Source organism: Anaerocolumna cellulosilytica, from assembly GCF_014218335.1.
Taxonomy (GTDB): domain Bacteria; phylum Bacillota; class Clostridia; order Lachnospirales; family Lachnospiraceae; genus Anaerocolumna; species Anaerocolumna cellulosilytica.
In genome coordinates, this window is record NZ_AP023367.1 from 4,850,567 (window position 1) to 4,876,262 (window position 25,696).

A 25,696-nucleotide genomic window follows, 5' to 3' on the forward strand; every position below is an offset into this window, starting at 1 on the left:
AACGGCACAATAGTAAAAGACCTATTGTCAGTTAGTAACAATAGGTCTTTTACTTTAATAATAATAACTACAACAAAACTTTTAAGAAAGCTTTTCTAAACTAATTAGAAAATAACTGAGTGGCATACACAGTACCATTGCTGTCTTTATAAACTCCAATACCAATATTTCTAAACTTTGCATTCATAATATTAGCTCTGTGACCCGGTGAGTTCATCCAGCCCTCTACTACTGCCTCCGGTGTATTGTAACCATAAGCAAGATTTTCACCGGCTGTTGTAACACTTACGTTAAATTCATTCAATACAGTTGACCAGGCTGTTCCATTTGGCCTTGTATGGGAAAAGGATTGAACAATTTCTTCAGCACGCTTATTAGCCGGTGCCGTTAAGGCTTTGGACATTGTTAATTCAGATAAGCCACCATTTTTACGTTCAATATTAACTAATTTTAGAACCTGACTCGCAAAACTGCTGTCATAAGTCTGCTCGGAGGAAGTTGGTGTTGGCGTTTTAGTCGGGGTCTGTGTCGGCACCTTTGTCGGAGTCTGTGTCGGTATTTGCGTTGGTGTCACTTCTGCACCCGCAGTAGTCACAGAAGTTTTGTCAGAATAAGCTCCAAAGTATTTTGTTCCATTATTTACCTTAGCAGCCCGTACTCTATAATAATAAGTTGTCCCATCACTTAGTCCGTCATCTGTATAGCTGTTGCAAGTGGCATTTCCTATATATTTATAAGTTCCATTTACACTCGTTGAACGGTATACATTATAGCTTTTAGCATTCTTAACATTGGACCAGACAATAGCCACAGAACTCTTACCGATTGCTTTCGCAGTAATAAAACTTGGCTTACCCATAGTAGGGGTTACCACTGTAACCGTTGAATACTTACTGTTGACTTTTTTACCTTTCACGATATCATAAGCTCTTGCTTTGTAGTAATAAGTTCCGGCAGCTTTTACCTTTTTATCTGTATAAGAATTACTCTTTGTATAACCAATATATTGATATGTTCCATCTCTTTTAACTGCTCTGTAGATCTTGTAGCCATCTGCTGCATTTACGCCGTTTATTTTAAAAGTTACGGTTGTAGCTGTTCTGTTAGTGGCTGTTAATGCAGGTCTACCCGTTTTTATCTGGCTCGCCGTTGCTGCCTGCGCTGTCTGTGTTGCATTAGCATTAAAAACAATTGGATTATATATTGAAGTTGATATTAATGCCAATGTTAAGATTGATGTTGCCACAAATCTCTTCATACTGTTTGCCCTCCTACTTGTTGTTCACAATTAAGTTGCTAATTTAGGTTAACATAATACAGAACACTCCGCAATCGTTAGTTTATGGAAAGCGACACAAGTATATCCAATTTGACAAAATATATACTCTTAAAAGGGAAACCCCTATAAAAAATGCACAATAAAAACTTCACAGTATATTTGTCGAACGGATATATACTCCATTGACATAAAACTGTGAAGTTAAATACTACAATCAATCGGCTATGAAACTGTTTTCAATCGTTATAACTGCCTGATAACGTTCATCAATCCTTGTGATTTCTTCTTTAATTTTTTCTAATAGTTCCTCTTCACTAACCTTACTATAGGAATAGGGGACTACCAAATCAAATATCATGTTAATCCTATGGTCACCGTTTACAATACGAAAATCATGTATGGCGGCTTCCGGTTCTAAATCCTTTATTACCTGAGTAACCTTCATCTTTTTATCAAGCACCCTTTTATCATTCACTTCTACCGGGTCCATGTGAATTACTAAGAAAATTCCCATTTCACGTAAGATATCTCTTTCTATCCTGTCTATGGTTTCATGCGCTGTCTCTAAATCAACATCATTTGGCACTTCTGCATGTATAGTTGCCATAATATTAGTAGGTCCGTAATTATGAACTATCAAGTCGTGGCTGCCTATAATTCCTTCATAACTTTCCACTTTGTTAGTTATTGCTTCATAGGTTTCTCTGCCCACTGCTTCGCCTAACAAAGGTTCTAAGGTTTCCTTCGCTATTTTATAGCCTGCAATTAATACAAATATGGATACCACCAAACCCATATATCCGTCAATGGCAAGGTCCGTAAATTTACTGATTAAGACGGATATAATGGTAGTGGAGGTAATTAAAACATCGCCAAGAGCATCTGCTGCAGTAGCTTTCATAACGCCTGACTGTATCCGTTCTCCCAGCTTACGGTTAAAGACAGACAACCACAACTTTACCAAAACGGATAAACAGAGTATAATAACCAAAATCCATTGAAACCTGACAGTCTCAGGACTCAGAATCTTAGAAAAAGCACTTTTAAAGCAGGAGATACCTACCTGAATAATTAAAAAAGATACAGCAAATGCAGCTATATATTCAAATCTTCCATGTCCGAAGGGGTGCTCTTTATCTGCCGGCCTCCCTGCCAGCTTTACACCTACTAATCCAACCAAAGAGGATGCTGCGTCTGACAGGTTATTAAAAGCATCAGCCATGACAGAAATACTGTTAATGATAAGTCCGATTGCTAATTTTGTTCCAAACAGCAGCACATTACAAATAATTCCCACCACCCCAGTTAGCATACCATATGCGGTTCTTACCTTAGGATTCTCTTTTTTTTCATACTCTTTTACGAATATCTTAACTAAAAAATCAGTCATTTCTTCCTCCCGGAAAATAGTTCTTAGGTTATATTATTTTCTGCCTCAGGTGTTTTATGCCAATCATGAAAATAAAAACTAATTTTCTAAAAATCATAATTCAATTACATAAAAAACACCTGTGGAACATACTACTACTGTCCCCCAGATGCTTTCTTACTTTTACAGCGATTGTAAGCCACAGCTATATAAATATATTCAGGCTAATCTGTACTATAAATGTATGCAGTGCATGAATGATTAAAATTAGTATAATCTACCAGTTATGTTTCGTCAAGTTTAACTTACTATCTTAATAAGACTCCACCTCATTAAAATAATAGGTCTCTTTATTGCAACTGAAGCTCATACAGTTTTTTATATATCCCATCCACATTCAGCAGCTGCTGATGAGTTCCTGATTCTCTTACCTTCCCTTTATGCATAACGATAATTTTATCAGCATGTTGAATGGTGGATAAACGATGGGCAACCATAATAGTAGTTCTGCCCTCCATCAGCTTTTCCAATGCTTCCTGGATAAGTTGTTCCGTCTCTGTGTCAATATTAGCTGTTGCCTCATCCATAACCAGGATTGCCGGGTCATAGGCAAGCGTTCTGGCAAAGGATAATAACTGTCTCTGACCCGCAGATAAAGTGGCACCACGTTCAGTTACTGTCTCTTCATAAGCATTACTAAGCTTTTCAATAAAATCAGCTGCATTCACATAAGCTGCTGCCTGATGTACCTCTTCATCGCTTATTTCATCGTTCTTTAGACGAATATTACTTTTAATATCTCCTGTAAATATGAATACATCCTGTTGTACCTGACCAATGGCCCCCCTGAGCTGTTCTGTACTTAATTCGCTGATATCTACCCCGTCAACGGTTATTTTACCCTTTTGTATATCATAATATCTGCCGATTAAATTAAGAATGGAGGACTTACCTGCACCTGTTGCACCCACAAATGCTGCTCTTTGTCCCGGTTCAATGACAAAACTTACGTCTTTCAGTATCCAGTTTTCCTCCTCATAGGCAAACCATACATGTTCGAATTCTATACGTCCTTTTATTGCCGGTAAATTTACAGGATTCCTGGGATTTTCTATCATCGGCTTTTCATCCATGATGGTAAAAATCTTTTCAGCAGATGCCATAGCTGACTGCAAAGTGCCTAACTGCTCTGCTAATTCCTGAATAGGTTCAAAGAAGGAGCCGATATATTGTATAAATATATAAAGCGTTCCTATGGACACCGTTCCGGCTAAGACAGAATTACCGCCTACCCATAATATTATTACTAAGGAGATAATGGAGAGTATATAAATAGAAGGACGGAAAATAGCAAAGACCATCATTTCCTTAAAATTTGCCCGATATAAATCTCTACTTTTTTCTTTAAACTCTTCATACTTTTCCTTCTCTCTGGCAAAAATCTGAATTAATTTCATTCCTGATAAATGTTCAGACAGATAAGTATTAATGAACGTAATCTTAGTTCTCACTACTCGGTAAGTTGCTCTTGAAATGGTTTTAAATAAAAGTGTCAGGCCAATAATTACTGGTAACAGTATAAACGAATACAGGGACATTCTTATATCAATGCTAAGCATAACCACTGCAAGTCCGACTATTTTAATTAAATTTTTAAATAACTTTACCAATATGTTAGCATACATTTCATTTAGCGCTTCCACATCATTGGTAACCCGTGTAACAATCCGGCCAACGGGTGTAATATCAAAAAAGCGGAGAGATAATTTGTGGACATGTTCAAATACTTCCTGACGAATATTGTAGATAATACTCTGTCCGGTCAACTGTAAAATCCATGTTTGAAAAAAATTACAGACAAAACTTCCAATCAATACCAAAAGATAGATAACCGCAGTCTGTTTTATACCGTTGAAATTACCTTTTCCTATAAATTCATCAATGGCATCCCCTACTAGTACCGGCCGATAAAGTTCCAGACCGGTAATACATAATACCAGGAGAAAAGCCAACAGCATCCAGTGCCAATAAGGTTTTGCATAAGCAAGAAGACGAAGCAGTACACTTTTGTTGCTTTCTTTTTCATACTCAGTTTCTGTGTATTTTGCCATTCTATTTCAATCCTTTCTGGTTTCGCTTATGTTTTTTAAACCGCTTCCAGTTGTTTTTCTAATTGTTGTTTTTCATACATTTTTGCATAAATACCTTGTCTATTAAGAAGCTGTTCGTGATTTCCGTATTCCGCAACCTTACCCTCTTCTAATACTAAGATGTTATCGGCATTCTGTATGGTAGAAATTCTGTGTGCTATTATTATAGTCGTTTTATCTTTCCGATTCTTTTTTAAGTTTTCTAAAATTTGTTCTTCTGTATTGATATCCACCGCAGAAAGAGCGTCATCAAGTATTAGGATAGGTGCATTCTTCATAAGTGCTCTGGCTATGGAACTTCTCTGCTTTTGACCACCAGATAAGGTTACTCCCCTCTCTCCGACTAAAGTACTGTAGTCTTCAGGAAAATCCATAATATTATCATGAATACAGGCTTCCCTGGCCGCCATGTGCACCAGTTCCAACTCTTTATTTGCAGAACCAAATGCTATATTATTCTTTAGTGTATCGGAAAACAAAAAATTATCCTGAGGTACATAGGCTATGTTTTCCCTTAATACCTTAAGTGGAATCTTACGGATATCGTGTCCGTCAATGGTAAGCATACCTGGCTCCACATTATACATACGTAATAACAAATTGGCTATGGATGACTTACCACTTCCGGTACGTCCAAGCACTGCAAGAGTACTGCCCTGTTCCACCTTTACATTTATATCTTCTAATACAATAGGTGTTTCTTTGGTAAAACGAAATGTCAAGTTGTGAAACTCGATCTCTCCCTGCAACTTCGTCACCTCATCCAGTTCTTCTTCATCGTATATCTCTGGCTTTTCCTGAAATATGTTTTCAACACGCTTTAAGGACGCAAATCCCTGAGAGAATAAGGTAATACTTTCTCCTGCCGCAATCATAGGCCAGACAAGCATATAAATATACTGGTTAAACGCAATGAATCTTCCTAGCGTAATGCCTCCGTTAATGGTGAGATATCCTCCATATATAAGAGTTATTAAACTGGAAAGTCCAATAATTACATCTAGTAAGGGCATTATTACGGCCTGAAGCTTTACCACCCTCATATTTTTATCTTTATTTTCTTTATTTGCCTTGGCAAACTGAATCAGTTCTTTTCTCTCCTGAACAAATGCCTTTACAACTCGTATGCCGGATACGCTTTCCTGCACCTGGTCCGTTAAATCAGAAAAAGCCTTTTGCTTTTCTGAAAATCGCCTTTCTGCCGATCTGCCGTAATATACACCACCTATCGCTATAAATATCATAGGTATAACTGCAAGTAAAGTTAACCTTAAATCAACATAAAGAATCATTTTTGTCAGTACCATGATTGTCATAATACAGGCATCAAAAGAGGTAATAACTGCCGGTCCTATAGACATTCGAATCGCATTTAAATCATTGGTAAAATGAGACATTAAATCTCCCGTCTTATTTCTATTATAAAATCCCATGGATAATGTTTCTAGGTGTGTAAACATGTCATTACGGAGCTCAAATTCAATGGAACGGGCAGCACCAAATATAAAGTATCTCCATCCAAACCTGCCGATTGCCATGATTAATCCTGTGATAGCAATCTGTACTATCCCTAAGAGAAGACCATCCTTACCAATACTGCTGCTTTTAAGACCATCGGTTATCTCCCCTGTAAACTGAGGTATGTAAAGACTAACAAAATCTACACAAAACAGGGCCAATATCCCTAAAATATATTTCCATTTGTATTTTACCAGATATTTAATCAAAAATCTTTTCTTATTCATGAAGGTCCTCCATCCCTTATTATATGTTCAAACCTAGGGCGTGTCTGAAAATAGCTTGCTACATGAGAGACCATTTGGGGATTACATGGGACGATTTTTTTAGTGTAGTGATACTAAGACCTTAAATCGTACACAGAATACCTCAAAGTTAGGCACTCAGAATGGAACAATGCATATTCCGACACACTTAAGCACGTCCTTTTATTATCTATCATTTCAGACAAATTTTCAATTATTTTTTATAATTAATTTATAGATACACTAATGTAAATTTATAAAAAAACAATGTCTATGCTAGAATAATTCTTACAAAGACATTGCTTGATATACTTAATAAATTATCTTAAAGTTTTCTCTAGTATCCTTCTAGCCGGTGGAAAAAGCTTTTGCTTTACAATAAAGTTCCAGACAGGCTCGAACTTCTTCCAGGCACCTGCATAGGTAAAATGCTTTATGGACATTCTAACCTTTTCATGATTTTTTGAAGCCTTTCCTATATTACTCCACTTATAAAATTCTCTATAAGCTGTCTGGTACCCTTTTTCCATCTCTTCTTTTGATAAGTTCTTATGTTGAAATACCAGATGTCTAGTATCATATGCATTCCAGTCAAAGCTTTGTATCCTATTTTCTTCTTTCATCTGATGGAACAGACTTGTTCCCGGATATGGGGTCAATATGTGAAAGGTTGCAGTTGTAATACCACTCTCAATTGCCCAGGAGACAGTTCTTAAAAAAGTATCCTTATCATCCTCTTCCATCCCGAAGATAAAACTACCGTTAATCATGATACCCAGTTCATCCAGTCGCTTCACCGCTGTTTGGTAAGATTGGTTTATATTCGTTTGTTTTCTTGCTTTAATAAGATTCTCCCGATTCATGGACTCAAAGCCAATAAAAGCACTACGAAACCCGGCTTCATAGGCTTCTTCAATTAAGTCTCCTTCAAGAACAGAATTGACTGTAATCGCTCCTTGGAACACTCTGTTCATAGATTTCATTTCTCGAAACAATTCATGGCACAGTTTTTTGTCTGCAAACAAGTTATCATCTAAAAAATATAGATGCTTTCCTGGTAATGTATCAAGCTCTTTTAATATTCTATCTATTTTACAGGTATAAAAAGACTGACCCTTTTCAAAAAAAGAATTAACATAACAAAAAGAGCATTGGTTCGGGCAACCTCTTGAGAAAACCATGGAATTAGGTACCAGGTAATGACTCCGTTTTAGTAAATCTCTTCTTGGCAGCGGCAGGTTGTCAAGACACACCGTTCCCGTCTGATAAAACTGTCTTGGCTTACCCTCCCGTAACTCCTTTAAAAATAGTGGAAATGATGTTTCTCCTATCCCGAGCAGTACCGTGTCAGCATGCGCTTTAGCTTCTATCGGCAAAGTGGTCGCGTGCAGACCACCCATTGCAACATAAACTCCTCTTTTGCGGTAAGAATCACCAATCTCATAAGCATGAAGTGCATTGGTTATATACGTCTGGATACATACCAAATCAGGCATATCATCATAAGTAAGTTCCTCAATATGTTCATCTACTATGATAACCTCATCCTCTTCAGAACAAAAAGCCGCCAAAGTTGCCAGTCCAAGTGGGGGAAATAAGGAGTACTTAATTGGCCTCCAAAATGGTGTTTTAGCCTCCTGCAAAGCTGGCAGTATAAATTTAATCTTCACGAAATCACTCCTTTAAGTCCTCAAAAGGGACATACTCCAAGACATCACCCGGCTGACAAGAAAGTGCCTCACAGATTTTTTCAAGTGTTGAAAACTTTATTGCTTTTGCTTTCCCATTCTTTAATATGGATATATTCGCCATAGTAATTCCTACTTTTTCAGATAGTTCTGTTACACTCATCTTTCTTTTTGCAAGCATAACATCAACATTAACTATAATTGCCATATCTCTACCTCAAATCGTCAAATCATTTTCCTGTTTTAATTCACATGCTTTTAGCACCAAATGTGACAAAGCCATACTTAGAATCGTAAGAGAACATCCAACAAACAGAATAAGTATAATCAACAGTAAAATTAAAGGATGTAGTATTTTTGCTACAAACAGCAGACTACCACCAACAATATAGATGCAGCAATCTATTAATATAAATTTGCTGATTGACTTTAAAGAAAGGGCGTTGTCTATACAAAAAGAATTGTCCTGTTTTACATTTTGGCAGATTTTTAAAAACTTCCAAAGGGAAAGATAACAGGGAACAGCTGTTATCCATATAAAAATTTGAAACACAATGCGCATATTACGTATTTTCAATTCCTCAGGAATAAAGTCTCTGCTTAACTCCGGCAAAAGAACAATTAAAAATACAATACCTAATGTGCCGGCTACAAAAGCTATCCCATTAAGCCAGACAGCCATTTCTTTTTGCCTCATATTCATTCCTCCCATAAGTGATATGTTTTTATAGAATGTTTACATCATAGATTTCATTTGTGGATACTGCACAAAGATACACAAGTGAATATCTTATTGAGTTACTATACTATGAGCAGAAAGCATTGTCAATATATTTTTATTGTTTTACAATAAATTATTATTATATTACAACAATTATATTATATTAATATTTCAATCTATATGTTTAATACTATCTACAAATCATTTAATACACCTTTTTTACAATTGAGGTATATTTACAACACGACTTTTAAGTGATACACTTCTAGATAATCATTACAACCTTACAAAGGAGGCATATAATGGGCGAATTATATATTGACCCTGTTTTATATACCGGCAGACCGATGCCGGAAGGCAGACTTTTAAAAGAAATGCGGGTTTATGACTGAATACCTAGATATCACTCCAGGCTCTGTTAGTGTTCTGGGACTGATGAATGATAAAGATTGCAAAGTACAACTCTTAATAGATAAAGATATATTACAGCAGGAATATATAGGTTGTCATCCCTGTGTTAATACAGCCAGCTTAAAGATTTCTCTCAAGGATTTGCTTAGCCGGTGTTTGCCTTATATAAAATATGATATAACCTTTGTAGAACTTTAGTGGAATAGTAGTCATAAATATGTCCTTGCTTCGGTATAATGAAGAAAAGACAGTTATAAACAGATGGGTATTACATTGAAAGACTCTCTTCAACTTTTGATTTCAACGCGTGCTATTGCACGCAGATGGGAATAGGAATAGGAATAAGAATGAAAATATTAGTTGATGCGGACGCTTGTCCCGTAAAACACATTATAGAACGAGTGGCAAAAGGTCTTAATATACCAGTTGTCATGGTTATTGATACAAGTCATATTCTAGAATCTGATTATAGTAAAATAATACAAGTTAGTAAAGCACCGGATGCTGTAGATATCGCTTTAATCAACCGCACGAATTCCGGAGATATCGTAGTGACTCAGGATTATGGAGTTGCCTCTATGGCACTGGGTAAGAGAGCCCTTGCAATTAACCAGAATGGCCGATATTACACCGAAGAAAATATTGACCTATTAATGTTTGAACGCCACCTGTCTAAAAAACAGCGTAAAGCAGGAGGACGTATCGCCTCCATGAAAAAACGTTCTAAAGAAGATGATGAAAAGTTTGAACTTGCATTTTATAAATTATGCAGCCAAAATAAACTTAAGGGGATTAAAGTCTCAAAAACAGACTAAATCCCCTGCCAACTATAAGACGTTCAATTATAAGACTGCCTCTAAAAGTTTTTTGCTATACCCATGAGAAGGTTCTGTAAACAATACAGAAACTGGTGCCTCTTCTACAATCTCCCCCTGGTACATAACGCATACCCTATCGCACATTTTGTGTATCACTTTTAAATCATGGGATATAAAGAGATAGGAAAGCTTGTACTCCTCCCTTAGTTCTTTTAGTAAATCCAGAATCTGTGCCTGTACAGTTACATCCAGTGCAGAAACCGGTTCATCAAGAACAATAAATTTTGAATTTTGAATTAATGCTGCACCAATGGCAATTCTTTGTCGCTGCCCGCCACTAAGCTGGGATAGATACCTGTCCTTATAGGAGGTATTTAAGCCAATTCTTACAAGTATGTTATCTACCTTATCCTGTCTTTCTTCTTTCCCGTACCCGCTTCCCGAAAGTTTTAAGGGTTCTTCCAGTATCCACCCAACCTTTTTTGAAGGATTTAAACTTTGGTAAGGATCCTGGAAAACCATGCGGGGAGCCTTCTCTGCTAACTTGATATTTCCCTTCCAGTTATCAACCAGCCCTAATACAGCTTTTGCCAGAGTTGTTTTGCCACTGCCACTCTCGCCTACAATTCCAAGGCTTTCTCCTTCTAACAAATGCAGAGACACCCTATTTACAACCTGCTTATACGATTTTTCTTTCAAAAAACCCTTTGCTTTTTCTTCATATTTGACTTCCAAATCCCTAACAGACAAGATTACCTCTTCACTAGGACTATTTATTATAGAAACTGAGGATGCTTTAGCACCCTGCCTCATATTATCAATTACCGGCACAGCTTCAATTAATTCTTTTGTATAACTGGTTTTAGGGGATGAAAAAATCTCTTCAACTAACCCCTGCTCTTCAATCTTACCATTCTTCATAACCAGAGCCCTAGAGCAGATTTGTCTGATCACACCCAAGTCATGAGATATTAGCAATATGGCTGTATTATAATCCTTTTGTAACTTTTGAAGAAGCTTTAATATCTGCGCCTGAAGGGTAACATCCAAAGCAGTGGTCGGCTCATCGGCTATTAATAGTCTGGGCTTGCATATCATTGCCATGGCAATCATTACTCTCTGCCTCATACCTCCTGACAATTGATGAGGATACATGTAATACAACTCTTTTGCACCCTTTAACCCTGCTTCTTCAAAAGCTGCATATATCTTTGTTTTCCTCTGCTCTCCACTTAAGCTTTTTTCATGAAGAAGCAGCATTTCTTCTATCTGAAACCCTATTGTCATCACTGGATTTAAGGAGGTCATAGGTTCTTGAAATATCATAGACATTTCTTTCCCTTTTAACTGCCTCAATTCCTGCTTCTTTAAACTTAATAAATTTTTACCCAAAAACATAAGTTTTCCACCAAATACTTTGGCAGACTCTGGTAAAAGTCCTGCTATTGCAAGGGCTGTCATGGTTTTACCGGAACCGGATTCCCCTACTAAACCAAGTATCTCTCCGTGTTTTAAAGAAAAGGTTATGCCATCTATTACTGTATTTTTTTCTCTTCTTACCGGAAACCCCAAGGTAAGACCCTCCACCTTGACTAATATATCTTCTTTTTCCTGCATGTTAAACTCCCATCTGTGTGCAATTACGCACGTACTAATCAGGATGCTAAAAAAGTTTAAGTCTCTAACTTTCATTAATGAGACTAAAACCAAGTACCGTGATTACAATCATAAAACCTGGTGCAAGTGCATACCAGGGTGCATTAAATAAAAAAGACTGCGCTTCTGAGAGCATCCTTCCAAGGCTTGCATCAGGAGGCTGCACGCCAAGCTGCAAATAGCTCATACCGGCTTCTGCCAATACCGCATTATTAAAGCCTATGGTTAAAGAAGATAACAGTATAGGCCTGGTGTTGGGCAGAATATGGACAAACATAACACGAAAATCTCTTGCCCCCATTAACTTGGCATTTTTAACAAAATCCATTTCTTTATATTGAATAAACTCACTACGGATAACTCTTGCAAAGCTAGGAACAAAAATAATTCCTAATGCTAAAATAACATTATATTTACCGGCTCCCGCCACACTTACAAAAATTAAAGCCAGCAAAATACTTGGAAATGAAGCAATTCCATCATTGACCCGCATTATTATTTCATCCAGCAGGCCTCCATAATAGCCTGTCAAGGCACCGATAAAGGTACCTATTCCACCGCCTATGATAATTGTAGAGATTGCTACAAAAAATGTAGTTTTCGCACCTGTCATTACCCGGCTTAAAATATCCCGTCCGAAGTTATCGGTACCAAAAGGATGGCTAAAGGTAGGTGCTGCATTCTTTAAGGTACTGTTCATCTCATTAGGGTCATAAGGTGTATAGAATATTCCTATCAATACGAATAGAGCAACCAGACTAACTAGCACTACTCCCACCACACGGCTTACTTGTTTATGGTTTTTTCTTATGTTCACTTATTTTCTCCTCACTCTGGGGTCAATCCATTGATATAATATATCCACCAAAAAGTTTGTAAGAATTACTACGGCTGCAATATATAGAATTATAACCTGCACAATGGGGTAATCCCTGTTGGATATAGCCGTAACCAAAGTCCGCCCAAGGCCTGGCAGCCCAAAGACTTGTTCAATGATTATGCTCCCTGCCATAACATCAGCTGTAATCATGGCTAGAAAGGTAAGTACCGGTATAAAGGCATTCTTTAATACATGGCGATATAAGATTACCTGTTCTGTATGTCCCTTGCTTCTGGCTGTTCTCACATAATCCAGATGCAGCTGCCTTAATATAGAGCTGCGCAAAAATTTTACTACCATAGCTGTTTTAGGTATTGCTATAGCAAGAGCAGGATATAAAAGATAACTCAGAAATTTTCCAAAGTCTTCATTATAACTAATATAGTTTCCCGGCATAAACCATTTTAACAGTAGTCCAAAGACAAGGGTAAGAATGATACCTAAAAAAAATGGTGGAATTGCCATGGCCAGATGGGTGATAAAGGTGATAAGTCGGTCAGCGAATCCGCCTTCCTTTTTTGCCGCTCCAATACCAAGTGGAATAGAGAACAGAAGTATAAATATCATGGATAGTAAAGCTAACCATAGCGTTACCGGCAGTCTGTCTCTTAGTAATCCACTTACTGGTATATTATATTGGAAGGAGTTTCCGAAATCCCCTGTAATTGCCCCCTTAAACCAAGATAGGTACCTTACGAGAACATTTTCATTTAACCCCAGTTGCTCTCTTAAAGCTTCTACAGCTTCAGGAGTCGCAGAGGTTCCCAGGGAAGTCAGCACACTATCCCCCGGTATAATTTGAAATGCCATAAATGTAAAAAGGGATACAAGAAATAAAGTAATCAGCAAAGCTGCTGTTTTTTTCAAAACGTAACGCATGTAAACTCCCGTCTATGTGCTTTAGCACATATTTAAATCAAGACGATTGAAGAATCGTTTTTTCAATTTAATCCCGTCTAGGTGCTTTGGCACACATCTAAATCAAGACGATTGAAGAATCGTTTTTTCAATTTAATCCCGTCTATGTGCTTTGGCACACATCTAAATCAAGACGATTGAAAAATCCTTTTTTCAATTTAATCCCGTCTATGTGCTTTGGCACACATCTAAATCAAGACGATTGAAAAATCCTTTTTTCAATTTAATCCCGTCTCTATATAATTTCGGGTGCCTATCAGGGCACCCAAATTGTTTATTCTGTAAAATAAATAGAAGACATATCTTGTATATAAACCGGATAGAAAGTATATCCGCCAAGTTTAGGATTTACTGCTACCAGTAACGCAGGATCCTGAATGTATACAGAAGCTGCATCATGTGCCAGAATGGTTTGCAATTGTTTGTAGGTAGTTATCTTTTCCTCGTCAGAAACTGTTTCAATCGCCTTTTCTAGCAGTTTATCAAATTCTGTATTGCTGTAATTCAAGAAATTATTACGAGCGGTTGTCTTGTATCGGTCCAAAACATCCCGACCTGCTAACTTAGCATCCAGTCCAATGATAGTCGCTTCATATTTTCTTTCGGTATAAACATCGCTTAGCCAGCTTGCCCATTCCACCTGTTTTATATCAGCTGTTATCCCCACCTGCTTTAACTGCTCAGTAATTACCTGAGCCGTATCCACATGGAATTTATAATTGGATGGAACCGTTATGGTAAAACTAAAGCCACTTGGATAACCGGCTTCTGCCAGCAATTCTTTTGCTTTAGCCACATCATAAGTATACATACCTGTTAAATCTTCATAATATTTTGCAAAACCGGTAAACATATTACTTCCGATAATCCGTCCTTTACCTCCTGCTACAAAGTCCAGTAAGGACTGTTTATCAATTGCATAGTTTAAAGCCTGTCTTACTTTTATGTTATTAAAGGGCTCGACTGCATTATTTAAAAATAGTGCCTGTACCAGATTCATATTACCTTCTTCAATACGAAAACTTCCTTTTAGCTGTTCCGCCTGTGCCTCTGTCAAATAGGCAAAAATATCAATGGAACCGCCTAATAATTCAACAACTGCCGAATCAGCATTAGGTGCAATCTTAAAGGTTACCTTATCCAAATAGGGTTTTCCTGCTATATAATACTCTTCGTTTTTTTCCACTACCAGCTTTTCCATGGGAGAATAGGAAACAAATTTAAAAGGTCCCGTCCCAATTGGCGCTGTATCTTGCTTTTCGTAGCTCTCTGGTATAATAGCGACGGTTAAATAGCCGATTAGTTCTGTATCGGCTTCTTTTAACACTAGCTCTACCGTTGAATCGTCTACCTTGTTTACTTCCGAAACATTATTAAGCGCCGATTCGACCACAACAGAGGAATCTGTTGTTTTAAGCAAACCGGCGCTTCTTTTTAAGGAATATACAACGTCGTCGGCTGTCACTAAGCTGCCGTTATGAAATTTAACTCCGGACTTTAGCTTGAAGGTATACACCTTCCCACCCGTGGATATTTCATAACTTTCCGCTACAGCCGGAACTAAATTACCATCTTTATCAGGCTTTACGAGCCCTTCGAAAATATTGAATAATACTTCTTTAGTTCCTGCCGCTACTGCTTTGTGTGGGTCAAGACTATCTAGATCCTGTGAAATAGCTACTACTATTGATCCGCCCTCAACCGGAGTCTTAGTTTCTGGACTGGCTTCTGTCGGCGTAGTCGAAGATGTATCATTAGCAGGAGTTTCTTCTTTGTTCGTACTATTCTTATCACCTCCACATCCGTAAAGTGCAATAGAAAGTACTAGCATTGTGAGCATGAATAAAGTGAATTTGCTTCTCTTCTTCATCTTAACTCCTCCTTATGAAATTTTAGATTTGGATAATACCTAACATGTTTCATTACAATCTTTTAACAATCATACTAATTTCAGTTAGTATACCCAAAATCATATTTTATCATATACTTTTCGAGCCAAAATTTCAAGTAAAATTTTATATAGAATGACAAAATAGTTTTCTGATTTATCATAACAACTTTATTTATATTCAGTACTAGACTTTAAAAAATGTACTGCATATTTCCTGAGAATTAACTCTCGCAAGCCCAAGTGTCGTAAGTCTTAATTCCGGGATAACAGATAAGCTTATAAAGGCAAGCGTCATGAAAGGGTCAATACCTTTCCTGACACCAAGCTTTTTCGCCTCTTTTTTCATCTTTTCCAACAGTTTATCCACAGAAGCGGCACTTTCCCCTGACATTAATCCACCAATAGGGAGTGGTAATTCCCCAAGTACTTTTCCATTTGAAACCATAGCTAAGCCGCCTTGGTTTTTTCTAACGATGTTAGCAGCTAAAACCATATCTTTTTCATTGCACCCAGCTACAATTAAATTGTGTGCATCGTGGGACACGCTGGACGCTATAGCTCCCCCCTTTAAACCATAACCCTTAATTAACCCCAGCCCAATATGCCCTGTGTTATGATGTCTTTCAATCGCTGCCAGTTTTATAATATCATCTTTTAAGTATATTCCGCTTTTTACACTGAATTCTGACGTATCAGGTACCGGCAGCACCAGTTCTTTAGTCAATAATTCTCCTGGTATTAATTCAATTACCCGCATATACGTGCCATCTTCTCGAAATAAAAAATCTTCTTCTTCTAACTCTTTCACGTGAATGGACTGCATTACTCTCTCTTGTTCATACTGTATATCAGGTTTTTGACTGCTTACACTGCCCTCTTCCTTCCTGCAAACCGTACTATCCTTAAGAATAACTCCATTCTCTGCAACTAGTACTCCTTCTTTATATACAGCCTGAACTTTAAAATCAACCAAGTCTTCAAGTATTACCAAGTCTGCTTTATAGCCCGGTGCTATAGCACCATTTTCACGTAGTCCGTAACACTTTGCAGGATGGAGAGTTACCATCTTAACAGCATGAACAGGAGCAGCACCTAAATGTACTGCCTTTTGCAAAAGATAATCTACATGACCGGACCTTTCAAGCTCTCCCGGATGTTTGTCATCTGTCACCAGCATACAGCGTTGAGAATATGGCGGTTTCAGTAATGCCTTTAAGCCCTCCATATTTTTAGCGGCAGTACCCTCCCTAATCATAATCCACTGCCCTCTACTCAGTTTAGCCATGGCTTCTTCTACCGTGCTGCATTCATGGTCATTAACTACACCTGCACACACATAGGCATTTAAAGCCTTTCCGCTAAGTCCTGGCCCGTGTCCGTCAATTATTTTGCCATAAGCTTTTGCTAAAGCAATTTTATTTAAAAGGTCCTCTTCTCCCTGAACAGTACCATAGAAATTCATTACCTCTGCTAACCCTAGTACCTGATCTTCTGCCATAAAAGGTGCTAAATCATCTGCTTTTATTACTGCCCCGGATTCCTCTAAAGCCGTTGCAGGCACGCAGGAAGGAAGCATAAAATAAATCTTTAGCGGAAGCTGCTCTGCCTCTTTTAGCATATATTTAAGTCCCGAATCTCCAGCAACATTCACAATCTCATGTGGATCTGTAATAACAGCAGTTGTCCCGTGGGGAACTACCGTGTCACTAAAAACTTTTGGGGACAGCATAGAACTTTCGATATGGATATGAGCATCAATAAACCCTGGGCTCAGATATTTTCCTGTACAATCAATTATGATTGGTATTTCTGTATTTTTGCAGTTATATTCCTCATTACTTTCCTTATTCTTACCTGTCTTAAGTATACTGTTTTTCTTTTCATATTCCGCAGAATAATTTCCTATTCCAACAATATAACCCTTATAAACTGCAACATCTCCTATTTCTATTTCATCCGTAAAAACATTTATGATTCCTGCATTTTTATAAATACAATCTGGAGGTATTCTGCCCGCAGCAGCATCTACTAATTCCTGCTGTTTCTTAATCATCTCTATATCTTTTTTCTCTATTACTGTATTACAATTCATCTTCTCTCCCATAGCAGCCTCCCTTTTATCGTCCTGATTACTGTGCTATTATATTAATGATTAGGATATAATGACTCAAAATATGGTATACCATATATATGCAGTATTACTTAACCCATTCCATAAATTTTTATCTTCTATCTTATCATAATAATTCCTTGTGTCAATCCTAAAATATAACTTACACAGCAAATATATAAATGACCCTTTATTAACACATAAACTTATGTGTCCTGCTTTATGAAACATTTTTTTGAAAAATTCATGGCGCTTACAACAGATAATTTGTAGCTATTGGCACTAGAGAGGCGGTTTGTTCTTTCCTACAATGTAAAGCACCTCCAAACCCTAGCAAATGCTTTGCTAAAGTTGGAGGTGCCTCTTCTATTCCATGAATTATTGTACTGTTTAACCCAAAATCACTTCTACTTCATGTAATTTTCCATCCAATGCCACGGGTATTATATTTCCTTCAACAACTTTTCCATCGACCGTCAGACTGGCAATACCTGCAGATACATGATTAGGATTCTTAACTGTTATCTTATAGGTATCCCCTCTAAAACTTCTGGTTACCTGATACCCCTCCCAGTCTCTTGGTATGGAAGGGTCTACTTTCAGACCATCATAATCGGGTTTAATACCTAAAATAAACTGTGATATAGCTACAAAATTCCAGGACGCAGTTCCTGTCAGCCAGGAGTTCTTCGCTTCACCAAAACGTTTTGCATCCTTTCCTGCAACCATCTGTGAATACACATAAGGCTCCATTCTATGAATTTCACTATATTCCTCGGTGTAAGCAGGCGCTATTCTTGTATAGTAATCAAAGGCTTTGTCTCCTCTTCCCATGACTGCTTCTGCACACATTATCCATGCATTGTTATGACAAAAGATTCCTGCATTTTCTTTGTAGCCGGCAGGATAGGTTGAGATTTCGCCATATTCTACATAATATTTTGTAAAAGCCGGATTATTAAGTACCAGACCGTATTTAGTCCCAAGTCTTTCTTCCACTGCATCTAGCGCTTTTATTGCCTTACCGTCTTCTATTCCACATCCACCCATTACACAAAAACCTTGGGATTCAATAAATATTTTACCTTCTTCACATTCGTTACTGCCAACTTTTCTTCCAAAATCATCATAGGCACGTAAAAACCACTCGCCATCAAATCCATGCTCCATGATAACATCTTTCATTTTCCTGACTTCCATCGTTGCTCTATCCGCTTCTGCTGTATTACCCACTTTTTCCATTAGGGCTGTATACTCTTTTCCGATATATACAAACATACCAGCGATCATAACAGACTCTGCCACCCTTCCGTCCTTACTGGTGGTTGTCTGGAAGGATTCGCCCGGTTCCATGGAAAAGCAGTTTAAATTCAGGCAGTCATTCCAGTCTGCTCTGCCAATCAGCGGAAGCCCATGCGGTCCAAGATTGTTTATAACATGATCAAAGGCACGCTTAATATGATCAGAAAGAGGTGCCGCTTTGCTGGTATCGTTATCATATGGCGTCATTACATCCAGTATTGAATAATCTCCGGTTTCTTTGATATAAGCAACTACCGCTAAAACCAGCCATAATGGATCGTCGTTAAAATTACCGCCGATTTCGTCATTTCCTCTCTTAGTTAAAGGCTGATACTGATGATACGCTCCTCCGTCCTCTAACTGAGTAGATGCCAAGTCAATTATTCTTTCTCTTGCTCTGTCAGGAATCTGATGCAGGAAACCTAACAAATCCTGATTAGAATCTCTAAATCCCATTCCTCTGCCGATTCCTGATTCAAAATAGGAAGCACTTCTGGATAGATTAAAAGTAACCATACATTGATATTGATTCCATATATTGACCATACGGTTTAATTTATCATCACCGGATGCCAGGTTGTACTTAGATAGCAGCTCTTCCCAGTAATTAGAAAGTTCTTCTAAGGCTTTATCTACTGCGTCTGCGGTTGCAAATTTTGCAATCATAGCTTCTGCCTTTTGTTTATTGATAACATTCTTAGATTCCCATTTTTCCTCTAAAGAATTTTCTACGTACCCTAATATAAATACAAGTTCTCTTGATTCCCCCGGCTCCAACGTCAATAAAAGACTGTGGGAAGCAATAGGTGACCAACCATCTGCGACGGAATTATTAGATTTCCCGGCTGCAACTGCCTGAGGATTATCAAAGCCATTATAAGTTCCAAGAAAGCTTTCCCTGTCTGAATCGTAACCATCTATAGGAGCATTTACTGAGAAAAAGGCATAATGGTCTCTTCTTTCTTTATATTCCGTCTTATGATAGATAACTGAACCCTTTATTTCAACCTCTCCGGTGTTGAAATTTCTCTGGAAGTTGGCTTGATCGTCCTGGGCATTCCACAAGCACCACTCAAGAAAAGAAAAAAGTTTCACTTCTTTTGGCTTTTTACCGGAATTTGTTACAACTACTTTATGTACCTCTCCATTATAATTTAGTGGTACAAAGAAAGTTATCTCTGTTTCTATGTCGTTTCTTTTTCCGGTTATTTTTGTGTATCCCATACCATGGCGGCACTCATATGCATCTAATTCTTTCTTCGCAGGTGAATAACCGGGCGACCAGAATTCACCATTATCATACAGGTAATAATAACGTCCTCCACCCAAATCCAATGGCACATTATTGTATCTGTAACGTGTAATTCTTCTCAACTTTGCATCTTTATAAAAACTATACCCTCCACCGGTATTTGATATAAGTGAAAAAAATTCTTGAGAACCCAGATAATTTATCCAGGGATATGGTGTAGCGGGAGTTGTTATAACATACTCCTTTTTTGCATCATCAAAATAACCGTACTTCATACTGAATCTCCTTTTCTACAGATGGTAGAATTCATCCCCCACTGATTTACTAAAATTTTCGTTACTTTCTAAAACACATAATTTCCAGCTTTATTCAACTGGTAAAAGCTGAAATCTAAAATCCTAAGTATTAAATTTTATGTATTTTTCCCATAAATAGTACGTTTTATGGATTAATTATATAATATTGACCAAACAAATACAATTAGAAGATTCTACAAAAATATTGAACCTTCCTTGTGAAAAATATTGGTTTTTAACCGAAATGTTTCGTATTTTTTCTTATAACCCTATTGTTTGCTAACGAAAATATTTCGATTTTCACTTCCATAATTATACACTCCACAGCTATGAACGTCCTATTTCATTGCTCATTTCATCGGTTTTTTTAGGAATATTTTATAATTAATTTCTTTTATTTAGCCAGTAATTATGGTAAACTAAATCTATTGAATTAAGACTTTACATTCATGTAAGAATTTGAGCCAGATAGGAAAGAGGGATACCCGTGTTAAAAGAAGACCGCTTAAAAGATACGATTTTGGATGATAATGCTGCCATATACAACAATAGAGATAATAAAAGTGAAAAACAAAAACTAAAAGAAATGTCTTTTTCAGAAAAAATCAGCTATCTGAAAACTTACTATCTTACTAAAACCGTCATTATTATTGCCATAATAGGATTTGTAGGGTATTTAGGTTATTCCATCTTATCTCCTAAAGCAGAAAATGTTCTTTACACCGCAATCATTAATTATGCTTTAACAGAGACTGAAGCTGCTAAACTAGAAGAAGACTTTACAAAGCTTCTTGAATTAAATCCTGAGAAGGAGACAGTACTATTTGATGCCAGCTTCTACTTAGGACGCAACGGAGATGTCTCTGAATACACACTATCCAGTGAACAAAAACTTACAACCTATTTATTTGCGGGTGAAATAGACGTCTTAATTGCCCCGGAAGCTGACTTTAAAAAATATGCCGGCTTTGGATACCTTAGTAAATTAACAGATGAATTGCCAACCGATTTGTGCACCCAGTTAGCCGATTCCTTCTTCTATTCCACTACAGAAGATAATCCTGCCTCCGGAGCTTATGGTATCTATCTGGACGGTGCAGAATTATATGACAGTAATGGTAAGGCGATTGAAAATCCGGTAATTGGTATTGTAGTTAATTCAGAGTATAAACCAAACGCCATTGAATTAATACGTTACTTATATCAGAAGTATTAATAGGTGATATGATATAAAAAAGGGGCTGTAAAATAAGTCCTTAATTAAGAATCGCCAGTTCCGACAGATGCCGGTTCTGGTGATTCTTCTTTTTTTTATTTATTTTTTATGATTATGATTGATTTTTCCATAAAAAAGCGTGCACTTAATAAAGCTGTGAGTATAGTTCTTGGATTTTAAGCAGCCAACTTGTTTCTCTGTTTTTTATTATGATATTTATAAAGATTAAAACCACAAGAAATCAGTGTGAGTTCAAGAATTGCGTTTTTCTCACCTCTTCGAAATAATCTTTTGTAGGATTTATTCCATTTTAAAATACCAAAGGTTCCTTCCGCTTGAATACTACGATTCATTCTCAACAGTGCGCCATGTATTGATTCAAGATTTGTCATTACCTCTTGATGTATTGATGTTAATTCCTGATTCATTCGAATAGTTCTATTTTTGCTTGCCTTAGGACAACAATCGTTTTTAAACTGGCAGCCTTCACATGATTTGCATTCATAGATTTCTTCGGTTCTGCTGTATTTGTTTTTATAGACATGTTGTTTGCTTTTAAAGTGAAAAGTCTTTCCATTTGGGCATATTAAATTTCCATTCTCGTCTCTTTTAAAGTTGACTGCGCGATATGGATTTTCATGATACTTCTTATCGGATGTTTCTTTTTTGAACATGGTAAATTTCATATATTTTTCCATCCCATGCTCTTCACAGTAAAGATAGTTATTATAGGAACCATAGCCTGCATCTGCAACTGGATACTTTGGATAATGACCATAGATTTCATTGAATTTTTCCATCAAAGGAACAAAGCATTCCATATCTGATGCATATGGTTTTACATCAACTACCGCTATATATTCATCACAGACAGCGGTCTGTAGATTGTACGCTGGGAGAAGCTGATCATTCCCCATATAATCCCGTTTTATGCGCATAAAAGTGGCATCGTGATCGGTTTTGGAATAACTGTTTCTTTCATCGCCACAAACTTCTATATGATGTGCATATGTCTTTAATCGTTCTAGATACCCCTCTAATTCCTGATATTGTTTTTGCGGAAGGCTTTTTCTATGACCACAACCAGATACAAACGTGGATTCCACCAGATTTGTTGCATTCTTGTACATTTCCAAGAGTTCAGATACATATTCGACAGCATACTCATCTCTCTTATCAAGTTTTACACCGAAATATCCTAATACTTCCTGGTTCATTGCATCAATTAGCGTGGATATCTTTTCATAAACCTTTCCTCGGTTTTTTGTACAAGACTTTTTCCATACCCAGGTATATCGGTTGGCATTCGCTTCCATTTTTGTTCCATCTATGTAAGTATGCTCCAGGTCCACATGCTCCTTTTCAAAAATGTAACTGTTTAAGTCAATAAAAATCTGTTCTATGGAATCTGTTAGTTCATTGCGTATAAGATTGCCAAAGGTCGCAAAAGAAGGAGCCTTCATCTCATCAAGAAGATACAGGTATCGTATATCATTCCTACAGAGTTTTTCTATTTCACGCAGAGAACTAATTCCGTGCTCCATGAAGGCAAAGAGTATCACTTTAAGGAGTTTCTGTTCATCACATCTTGGACGACCTGTTCTGTAGCCTTTCTCTACAAAATATTTTGATAGGTCGATGTGATCCATCACCTCACAGAACGTGTATACTGGATCAGATATATTAATTAATTTTTCGATTTCCAATGGTAATTTCAGCTGACGTACTGTATAATTATCATTGGTGTTTTTATTTATTTGCATAATTAATTATACCAAAAAATCGCTGAAGTCTCATGACCTCAGCGATTTTTCTTTTAGGGGAGTTTTTTTACAGCCCCTTTTTCTTTTAAACTAATATTGATTTGAATAAATCCATTGTTCTTACAATTATTTCTTATCTTTTTAAGATTTTAGCTATATAAACTGATTTATTTATCTTCAATATATCCAAGGGCTTTTAATAACTCAGCTGTTAATACGGCTCCACCTGCTGCACCTCTTAACGTGTTGTGGGAAAGACCTACAAATTTATAATCATATACTGTATCTTCCCGAAGCCTGCCGATAGAAATACTCATGCCATTCTCGGTGTCTCGGTCAAGTTTCGTCTGAGGCCTGTTATCCTCTTCTAAATAATGAATAAACTGTTTAGGGGCAGAAGGAAGTTTTAGTTCCTGAGGAAGTCCCTTAAACTCTGTCCATGCTTTAATAATTTCCTCTTTATCAGGTTTCTTTTCAAAGGATACAAATACAGCAGCAGTATGGCCATCTGTGACCGGAACACGAATACACTGTGTTGTAATTAAAGGACCTTCTGCTTTTACAATTTTACCATCCTTTACCGTGCCAAATATTCTTAAAGGCTCTAATTCACTTTTTTCTTCTTCGCCTCCAATGTAAGGTATAACATTATCAAGCATTTCAGGCCAGTCTTGAAAATTTTTACCAGCACCGGAAATAGCCTGATACGTAGTTGCCACTACCAATTTAGGGCCAAATTCCTTTAAGGCGTATAATGCTGGAGTATAGCTTTGTATAGAACAATTAGGTTTAACAATAATAAAACCTTTTTTTGTACCCAAACGTTTCTTTTGTGCTTCAATTACTTCCAAATGCTCTGAATTTAATTCCGGCACCAACATTGGTACATCTGGAGTCCATCTATGCGCACTGTTATTTGAAACAACAGGAGTGTCTGTCTTTGCATAAGCTTCTTCGATTGCTTTGATTTCATCCTTTGTCATATCAACAGCACTGAATACAAAATCGACATTCTTACTAACCGCTTCAACTTCGTTAACATTCATGACGATTATATTCTTAACCGCTTCCGGCATGGGAGTCGACATCTTCCATCTGTCTCCAACTGCTTCTGCATAAGTTTTACCTGCACTTCTGGGACTTGCTGCAATTACTGTCACTTCAAACCAAGGATGTTCATCCAATAATGCAACAAAACGCTGACCTACCATTCCGGTACCACCAAGGATACCAACCTTTAATTTGCTCATCTTAAAGCCTCCCGTTGATTGTTATATCATATTAATATGTAAGACAAATGCCTTTTGTGTGTTCGCCGTATGCGTACATTTGTCTTTCTATTGGATATATTACTCTCTTTATACATAAAAATCAACTGTTTTCTTTTAATTATTCATAATTTGTATAATATGATTAATGAGATAAGCAAAAAAACACTTTTTTTGTTTATTTTTTATTTATATTTCTAACCAGCAACGTTGACAAGAGATTCTAATCTTCCCCGCGGATAAACCGCCTTTTTCCTATCATCTTTTTAGGCACCGGCCCAATTTGTTCCTCGTCAAAATCCATCTTCACACGCATAGCATGGGTAAGCTTTGACGCACACTCCTGGCAGACTCTTCCAGAACGTATGTCGATGCTACACATCTCACATTTAATAAATATGGGGGAATTCTCGGGTATCTCAAGCCTTCCTTCTTTTAAGTATTGATTTATCCTATCTAAGCTGATACCAGTCACTTCTGAAACCTCCATGGCCGGCGCTACACCATTTTCATAAATATAGTTCTTAACTCTCATAAAATCTTCTTCATCCAGCTTTTTGCAAGCAGGGCAATAAAAATGTCCATAGCCTAAATAACTAAACATTCTGCCGCATCGCACACACATTTTTGGTTCTCCCAGTTGTCCATCTGGATTTATCTTCGCTGCCAGAACCTTTCTAGAATCTCTCATAGGCTTGCCTCCTCTTGTAAAACATCACTACAATTACCTGCTTTTATTATAACTCATATTAACAATTAGTCAATGAATAGAACGGTTCATAAATCTGAAAAACCTAGCTGTTTCAATGCTCTTTTGGGAAAATAATACACAATCTGGTTGCTTCTCATTTGGCATAACAGGAAGTTTTTGTATATATATGCATAACAAGAGAGGGCAGTATTCACCTGCCCTCTCTAATATTCGTTCATAAACCCAAACAATAA

The 25,696-nt window shown here is 37.1% G+C and carries 19 protein-coding genes; 3 read left to right on the forward strand and 16 right to left on the reverse strand.

What is annotated here, in order from left to right; translation table 11 throughout:
- Positions 1-100: 100 nt before the first annotated feature.
- The 7 genes from acsn021_RS20015 to acsn021_RS20045 form a co-directional block, all read right to left on the reverse strand.
- Positions 101-1,258, reverse strand: a complete 1,158-nt coding sequence (locus acsn021_RS20015) for a CAP domain-containing protein (protein ID WP_184095434.1) — start codon at positions 1,256-1,258, stop codon at positions 101-103.
- A 235-nt stretch (positions 1,259-1,493) separates the two neighbouring features.
- Positions 1,494-2,669, reverse strand: coding sequence for a cation diffusion facilitator family transporter (locus acsn021_RS20020; protein ID WP_184095432.1), 1,176 nt, complete (start codon positions 2,667-2,669; stop codon positions 1,494-1,496).
- A 329-nt stretch (positions 2,670-2,998) separates the two neighbouring features.
- Positions 2,999-4,759, reverse strand: coding sequence for an ABC transporter ATP-binding protein (locus tag acsn021_RS20025; RefSeq protein ID WP_184095430.1), 1,761 nt, complete (start codon positions 4,757-4,759; stop codon positions 2,999-3,001).
- A 35-nt stretch (positions 4,760-4,794) separates the two neighbouring features.
- Positions 4,795-6,543, reverse strand: coding sequence for an ABC transporter ATP-binding protein (locus acsn021_RS20030; protein WP_184095428.1), 1,749 nt, complete (start codon positions 6,541-6,543; stop codon positions 4,795-4,797).
- Positions 6,544-6,881: 338 nt separating this feature from the next.
- Entirely contained in the window at positions 6,882-8,231 is a 1,350-nt protein-coding gene (locus acsn021_RS20035; RefSeq protein WP_184095426.1) for a B12-binding domain-containing radical SAM protein, read from the reverse strand.
- Positions 8,232-8,235: 4 nt separating this feature from the next.
- A complete protein-coding gene (locus acsn021_RS20040; RefSeq protein ID WP_184095424.1) occupies positions 8,236-8,457 on the reverse strand; it encodes a helix-turn-helix domain-containing protein in 222 nt (73 codons plus the stop codon).
- A gap of 9 nt (positions 8,458-8,466) precedes the next feature.
- Positions 8,467-8,946, reverse strand: a complete 480-nt coding sequence (locus tag acsn021_RS20045; protein WP_184095422.1) for a DUF2975 domain-containing protein — start codon at positions 8,944-8,946, stop codon at positions 8,467-8,469.
- Between the two features lie 408 nt (positions 8,947-9,354).
- Here acsn021_RS20045 and acsn021_RS20050 point away from each other — a divergent pair, with 408 nt between their 5' ends.
- Entirely contained in the window at positions 9,355-9,579 is a 225-nt protein-coding gene (locus acsn021_RS20050; RefSeq protein ID WP_184095420.1) for a YbaK/EbsC family protein, read from the forward strand.
- A gap of 149 nt (positions 9,580-9,728) precedes the next feature.
- On the forward strand, positions 9,729-10,196 hold the full coding sequence (locus acsn021_RS20055; RefSeq protein WP_184095418.1) for a YaiI/YqxD family protein: 468 nt from the start codon (positions 9,729-9,731) through the stop codon (positions 10,194-10,196).
- Between the two features lie 27 nt (positions 10,197-10,223).
- On the opposite strand, the gene acsn021_RS20060 is transcribed toward acsn021_RS20055, so the two are convergent.
- The 6 genes from acsn021_RS20060 to acsn021_RS20085 all read right to left on the reverse strand — a co-directional run bounded on the left by acsn021_RS20060 (position 10,224) and on the right by acsn021_RS20085 (position 20,483).
- Positions 10,224-11,816, reverse strand: a complete 1,593-nt coding sequence (locus tag acsn021_RS20060; RefSeq protein ID WP_184095416.1) for a dipeptide ABC transporter ATP-binding protein — start codon at positions 11,814-11,816, stop codon at positions 10,224-10,226.
- Between the two features lie 64 nt (positions 11,817-11,880).
- Complete coding sequence (locus acsn021_RS20065; RefSeq protein ID WP_243182334.1) at positions 11,881-12,666, reverse strand: ABC transporter permease; 786 nt, start codon at positions 12,664-12,666, stop codon at positions 11,881-11,883.
- A 6-nt stretch (positions 12,667-12,672) separates the two neighbouring features.
- Entirely contained in the window at positions 12,673-13,614 is a 942-nt protein-coding gene (locus tag acsn021_RS20070) for an ABC transporter permease (protein ID WP_184095413.1), read from the reverse strand.
- 313 nt (positions 13,615-13,927) lie between these two features.
- Positions 13,928-15,523, reverse strand: a complete 1,596-nt coding sequence (locus acsn021_RS20075) for an ABC transporter substrate-binding protein (protein WP_184095411.1) — start codon at positions 15,521-15,523, stop codon at positions 13,928-13,930.
- 205 nt (positions 15,524-15,728) lie between these two features.
- Positions 15,729-17,648, reverse strand: coding sequence for an adenine deaminase (ade, locus tag acsn021_RS20080; protein WP_330601820.1), 1,920 nt, complete (start codon positions 17,646-17,648; stop codon positions 15,729-15,731).
- Positions 17,649-18,044: 396 nt separating this feature from the next.
- The gene (locus tag acsn021_RS20085; RefSeq protein WP_184095409.1) at positions 18,045-20,483 is read right to left on the reverse strand and encodes a GH36-type glycosyl hydrolase domain-containing protein; all 2,439 of its coding nucleotides are present in this window, start codon (positions 20,481-20,483) and stop codon (positions 18,045-18,047) included.
- Between the two features lie 508 nt (positions 20,484-20,991).
- On the opposite strand from acsn021_RS20085, the gene acsn021_RS20090 reads away from it, so the two are divergent.
- A complete protein-coding gene (locus acsn021_RS20090) occupies positions 20,992-21,720 on the forward strand; it encodes a hypothetical protein (protein ID WP_184095407.1) in 729 nt (242 codons plus the stop codon).
- A gap of 176 nt (positions 21,721-21,896) precedes the next feature.
- On the opposite strand, the gene acsn021_RS20095 is transcribed toward acsn021_RS20090, so the two are convergent.
- From acsn021_RS20095 to acsn021_RS20105, 3 genes are all read right to left on the reverse strand, one after another.
- Positions 21,897-23,483: a transposase gene (locus acsn021_RS20095; RefSeq protein WP_184096195.1), complete on the reverse strand. Its 1,587-nt coding sequence runs from the start codon at positions 23,481-23,483 to the stop codon at positions 21,897-21,899.
- A gap of 167 nt (positions 23,484-23,650) precedes the next feature.
- Complete coding sequence (gene asd / locus acsn021_RS20100) at positions 23,651-24,733, reverse strand: aspartate-semialdehyde dehydrogenase (RefSeq protein ID WP_184095257.1); 1,083 nt, start codon at positions 24,731-24,733, stop codon at positions 23,651-23,653.
- A gap of 241 nt (positions 24,734-24,974) precedes the next feature.
- The gene (locus tag acsn021_RS20105; RefSeq protein WP_184095259.1) at positions 24,975-25,442 is read right to left on the reverse strand and encodes a MerR family transcriptional regulator; all 468 of its coding nucleotides are present in this window, start codon (positions 25,440-25,442) and stop codon (positions 24,975-24,977) included.
- Between the last annotated feature and the right edge of the window lie 254 nt (positions 25,443-25,696).

Bases quoted from the DNA above. Each gene is read 5' to 3' on its own strand.
- acsn021_RS20015 (WP_184095434.1), bottom strand. From the start codon at position 1,258: ATGAAGAGATTTGTGGCAACATCAATCTTAACATTGGCATTAATATCA.
- acsn021_RS20020 (WP_184095432.1), bottom strand. From the start codon at position 2,669: ATGACTGATTTTTTAGTTAAGATATTCGTAAAAGAGTATGAAAAAAAA.
- acsn021_RS20025 (WP_184095430.1), bottom strand. From the start codon at position 4,759: ATGGCAAAATACACAGAAACTGAGTATGAAAAAGAAAGCAACAAAAGT.
- acsn021_RS20030 (WP_184095428.1), bottom strand. From the start codon at position 6,543: ATGAATAAGAAAAGATTTTTGATTAAATATCTGGTAAAATACAAATGG.
- acsn021_RS20040 (WP_184095424.1), bottom strand. From the start codon at position 8,457: ATGGCAATTATAGTTAATGTTGATGTTATGCTTGCAAAAAGAAAGATG.
- acsn021_RS20045 (WP_184095422.1), bottom strand. From the start codon at position 8,946: ATGAGGCAAAAAGAAATGGCTGTCTGGCTTAATGGGATAGCTTTTGTA.
- acsn021_RS20050 (WP_184095420.1), top strand. From the start codon at position 9,355: ATGACTGAATACCTAGATATCACTCCAGGCTCTGTTAGTGTTCTGGGA.
- acsn021_RS20055 (WP_184095418.1), top strand. From the start codon at position 9,729: ATGAAAATATTAGTTGATGCGGACGCTTGTCCCGTAAAACACATTATA.
- acsn021_RS20060 (WP_184095416.1), bottom strand. From the start codon at position 11,816: ATGCAGGAAAAAGAAGATATATTAGTCAAGGTGGAGGGTCTTACCTTG.
- acsn021_RS20070 (WP_184095413.1), bottom strand. From the start codon at position 13,614: ATGCGTTACGTTTTGAAAAAAACAGCAGCTTTGCTGATTACTTTATTT.
- acsn021_RS20075 (WP_184095411.1), bottom strand. From the start codon at position 15,523: ATGAAGAAGAGAAGCAAATTCACTTTATTCATGCTCACAATGCTAGTA.
- ade (WP_330601820.1), bottom strand. From the start codon at position 17,648: ATGGGAGAGAAGATGAATTGTAATACAGTAATAGAGAAAAAAGATATA.
- acsn021_RS20085 (WP_184095409.1), bottom strand. From the start codon at position 20,483: ATGAAGTACGGTTATTTTGATGATGCAAAAAAGGAGTATGTTATAACA.
- acsn021_RS20095 (WP_184096195.1), bottom strand. From the start codon at position 23,483: ATGCAAATAAATAAAAACACCAATGATAATTATACAGTACGTCAGCTG.
- asd (WP_184095257.1), bottom strand. From the start codon at position 24,733: ATGAGCAAATTAAAGGTTGGTATCCTTGGTGGTACCGGAATGGTAGGT.
- acsn021_RS20105 (WP_184095259.1), bottom strand. From the start codon at position 25,442: ATGAGAGATTCTAGAAAGGTTCTGGCAGCGAAGATAAATCCAGATGGA.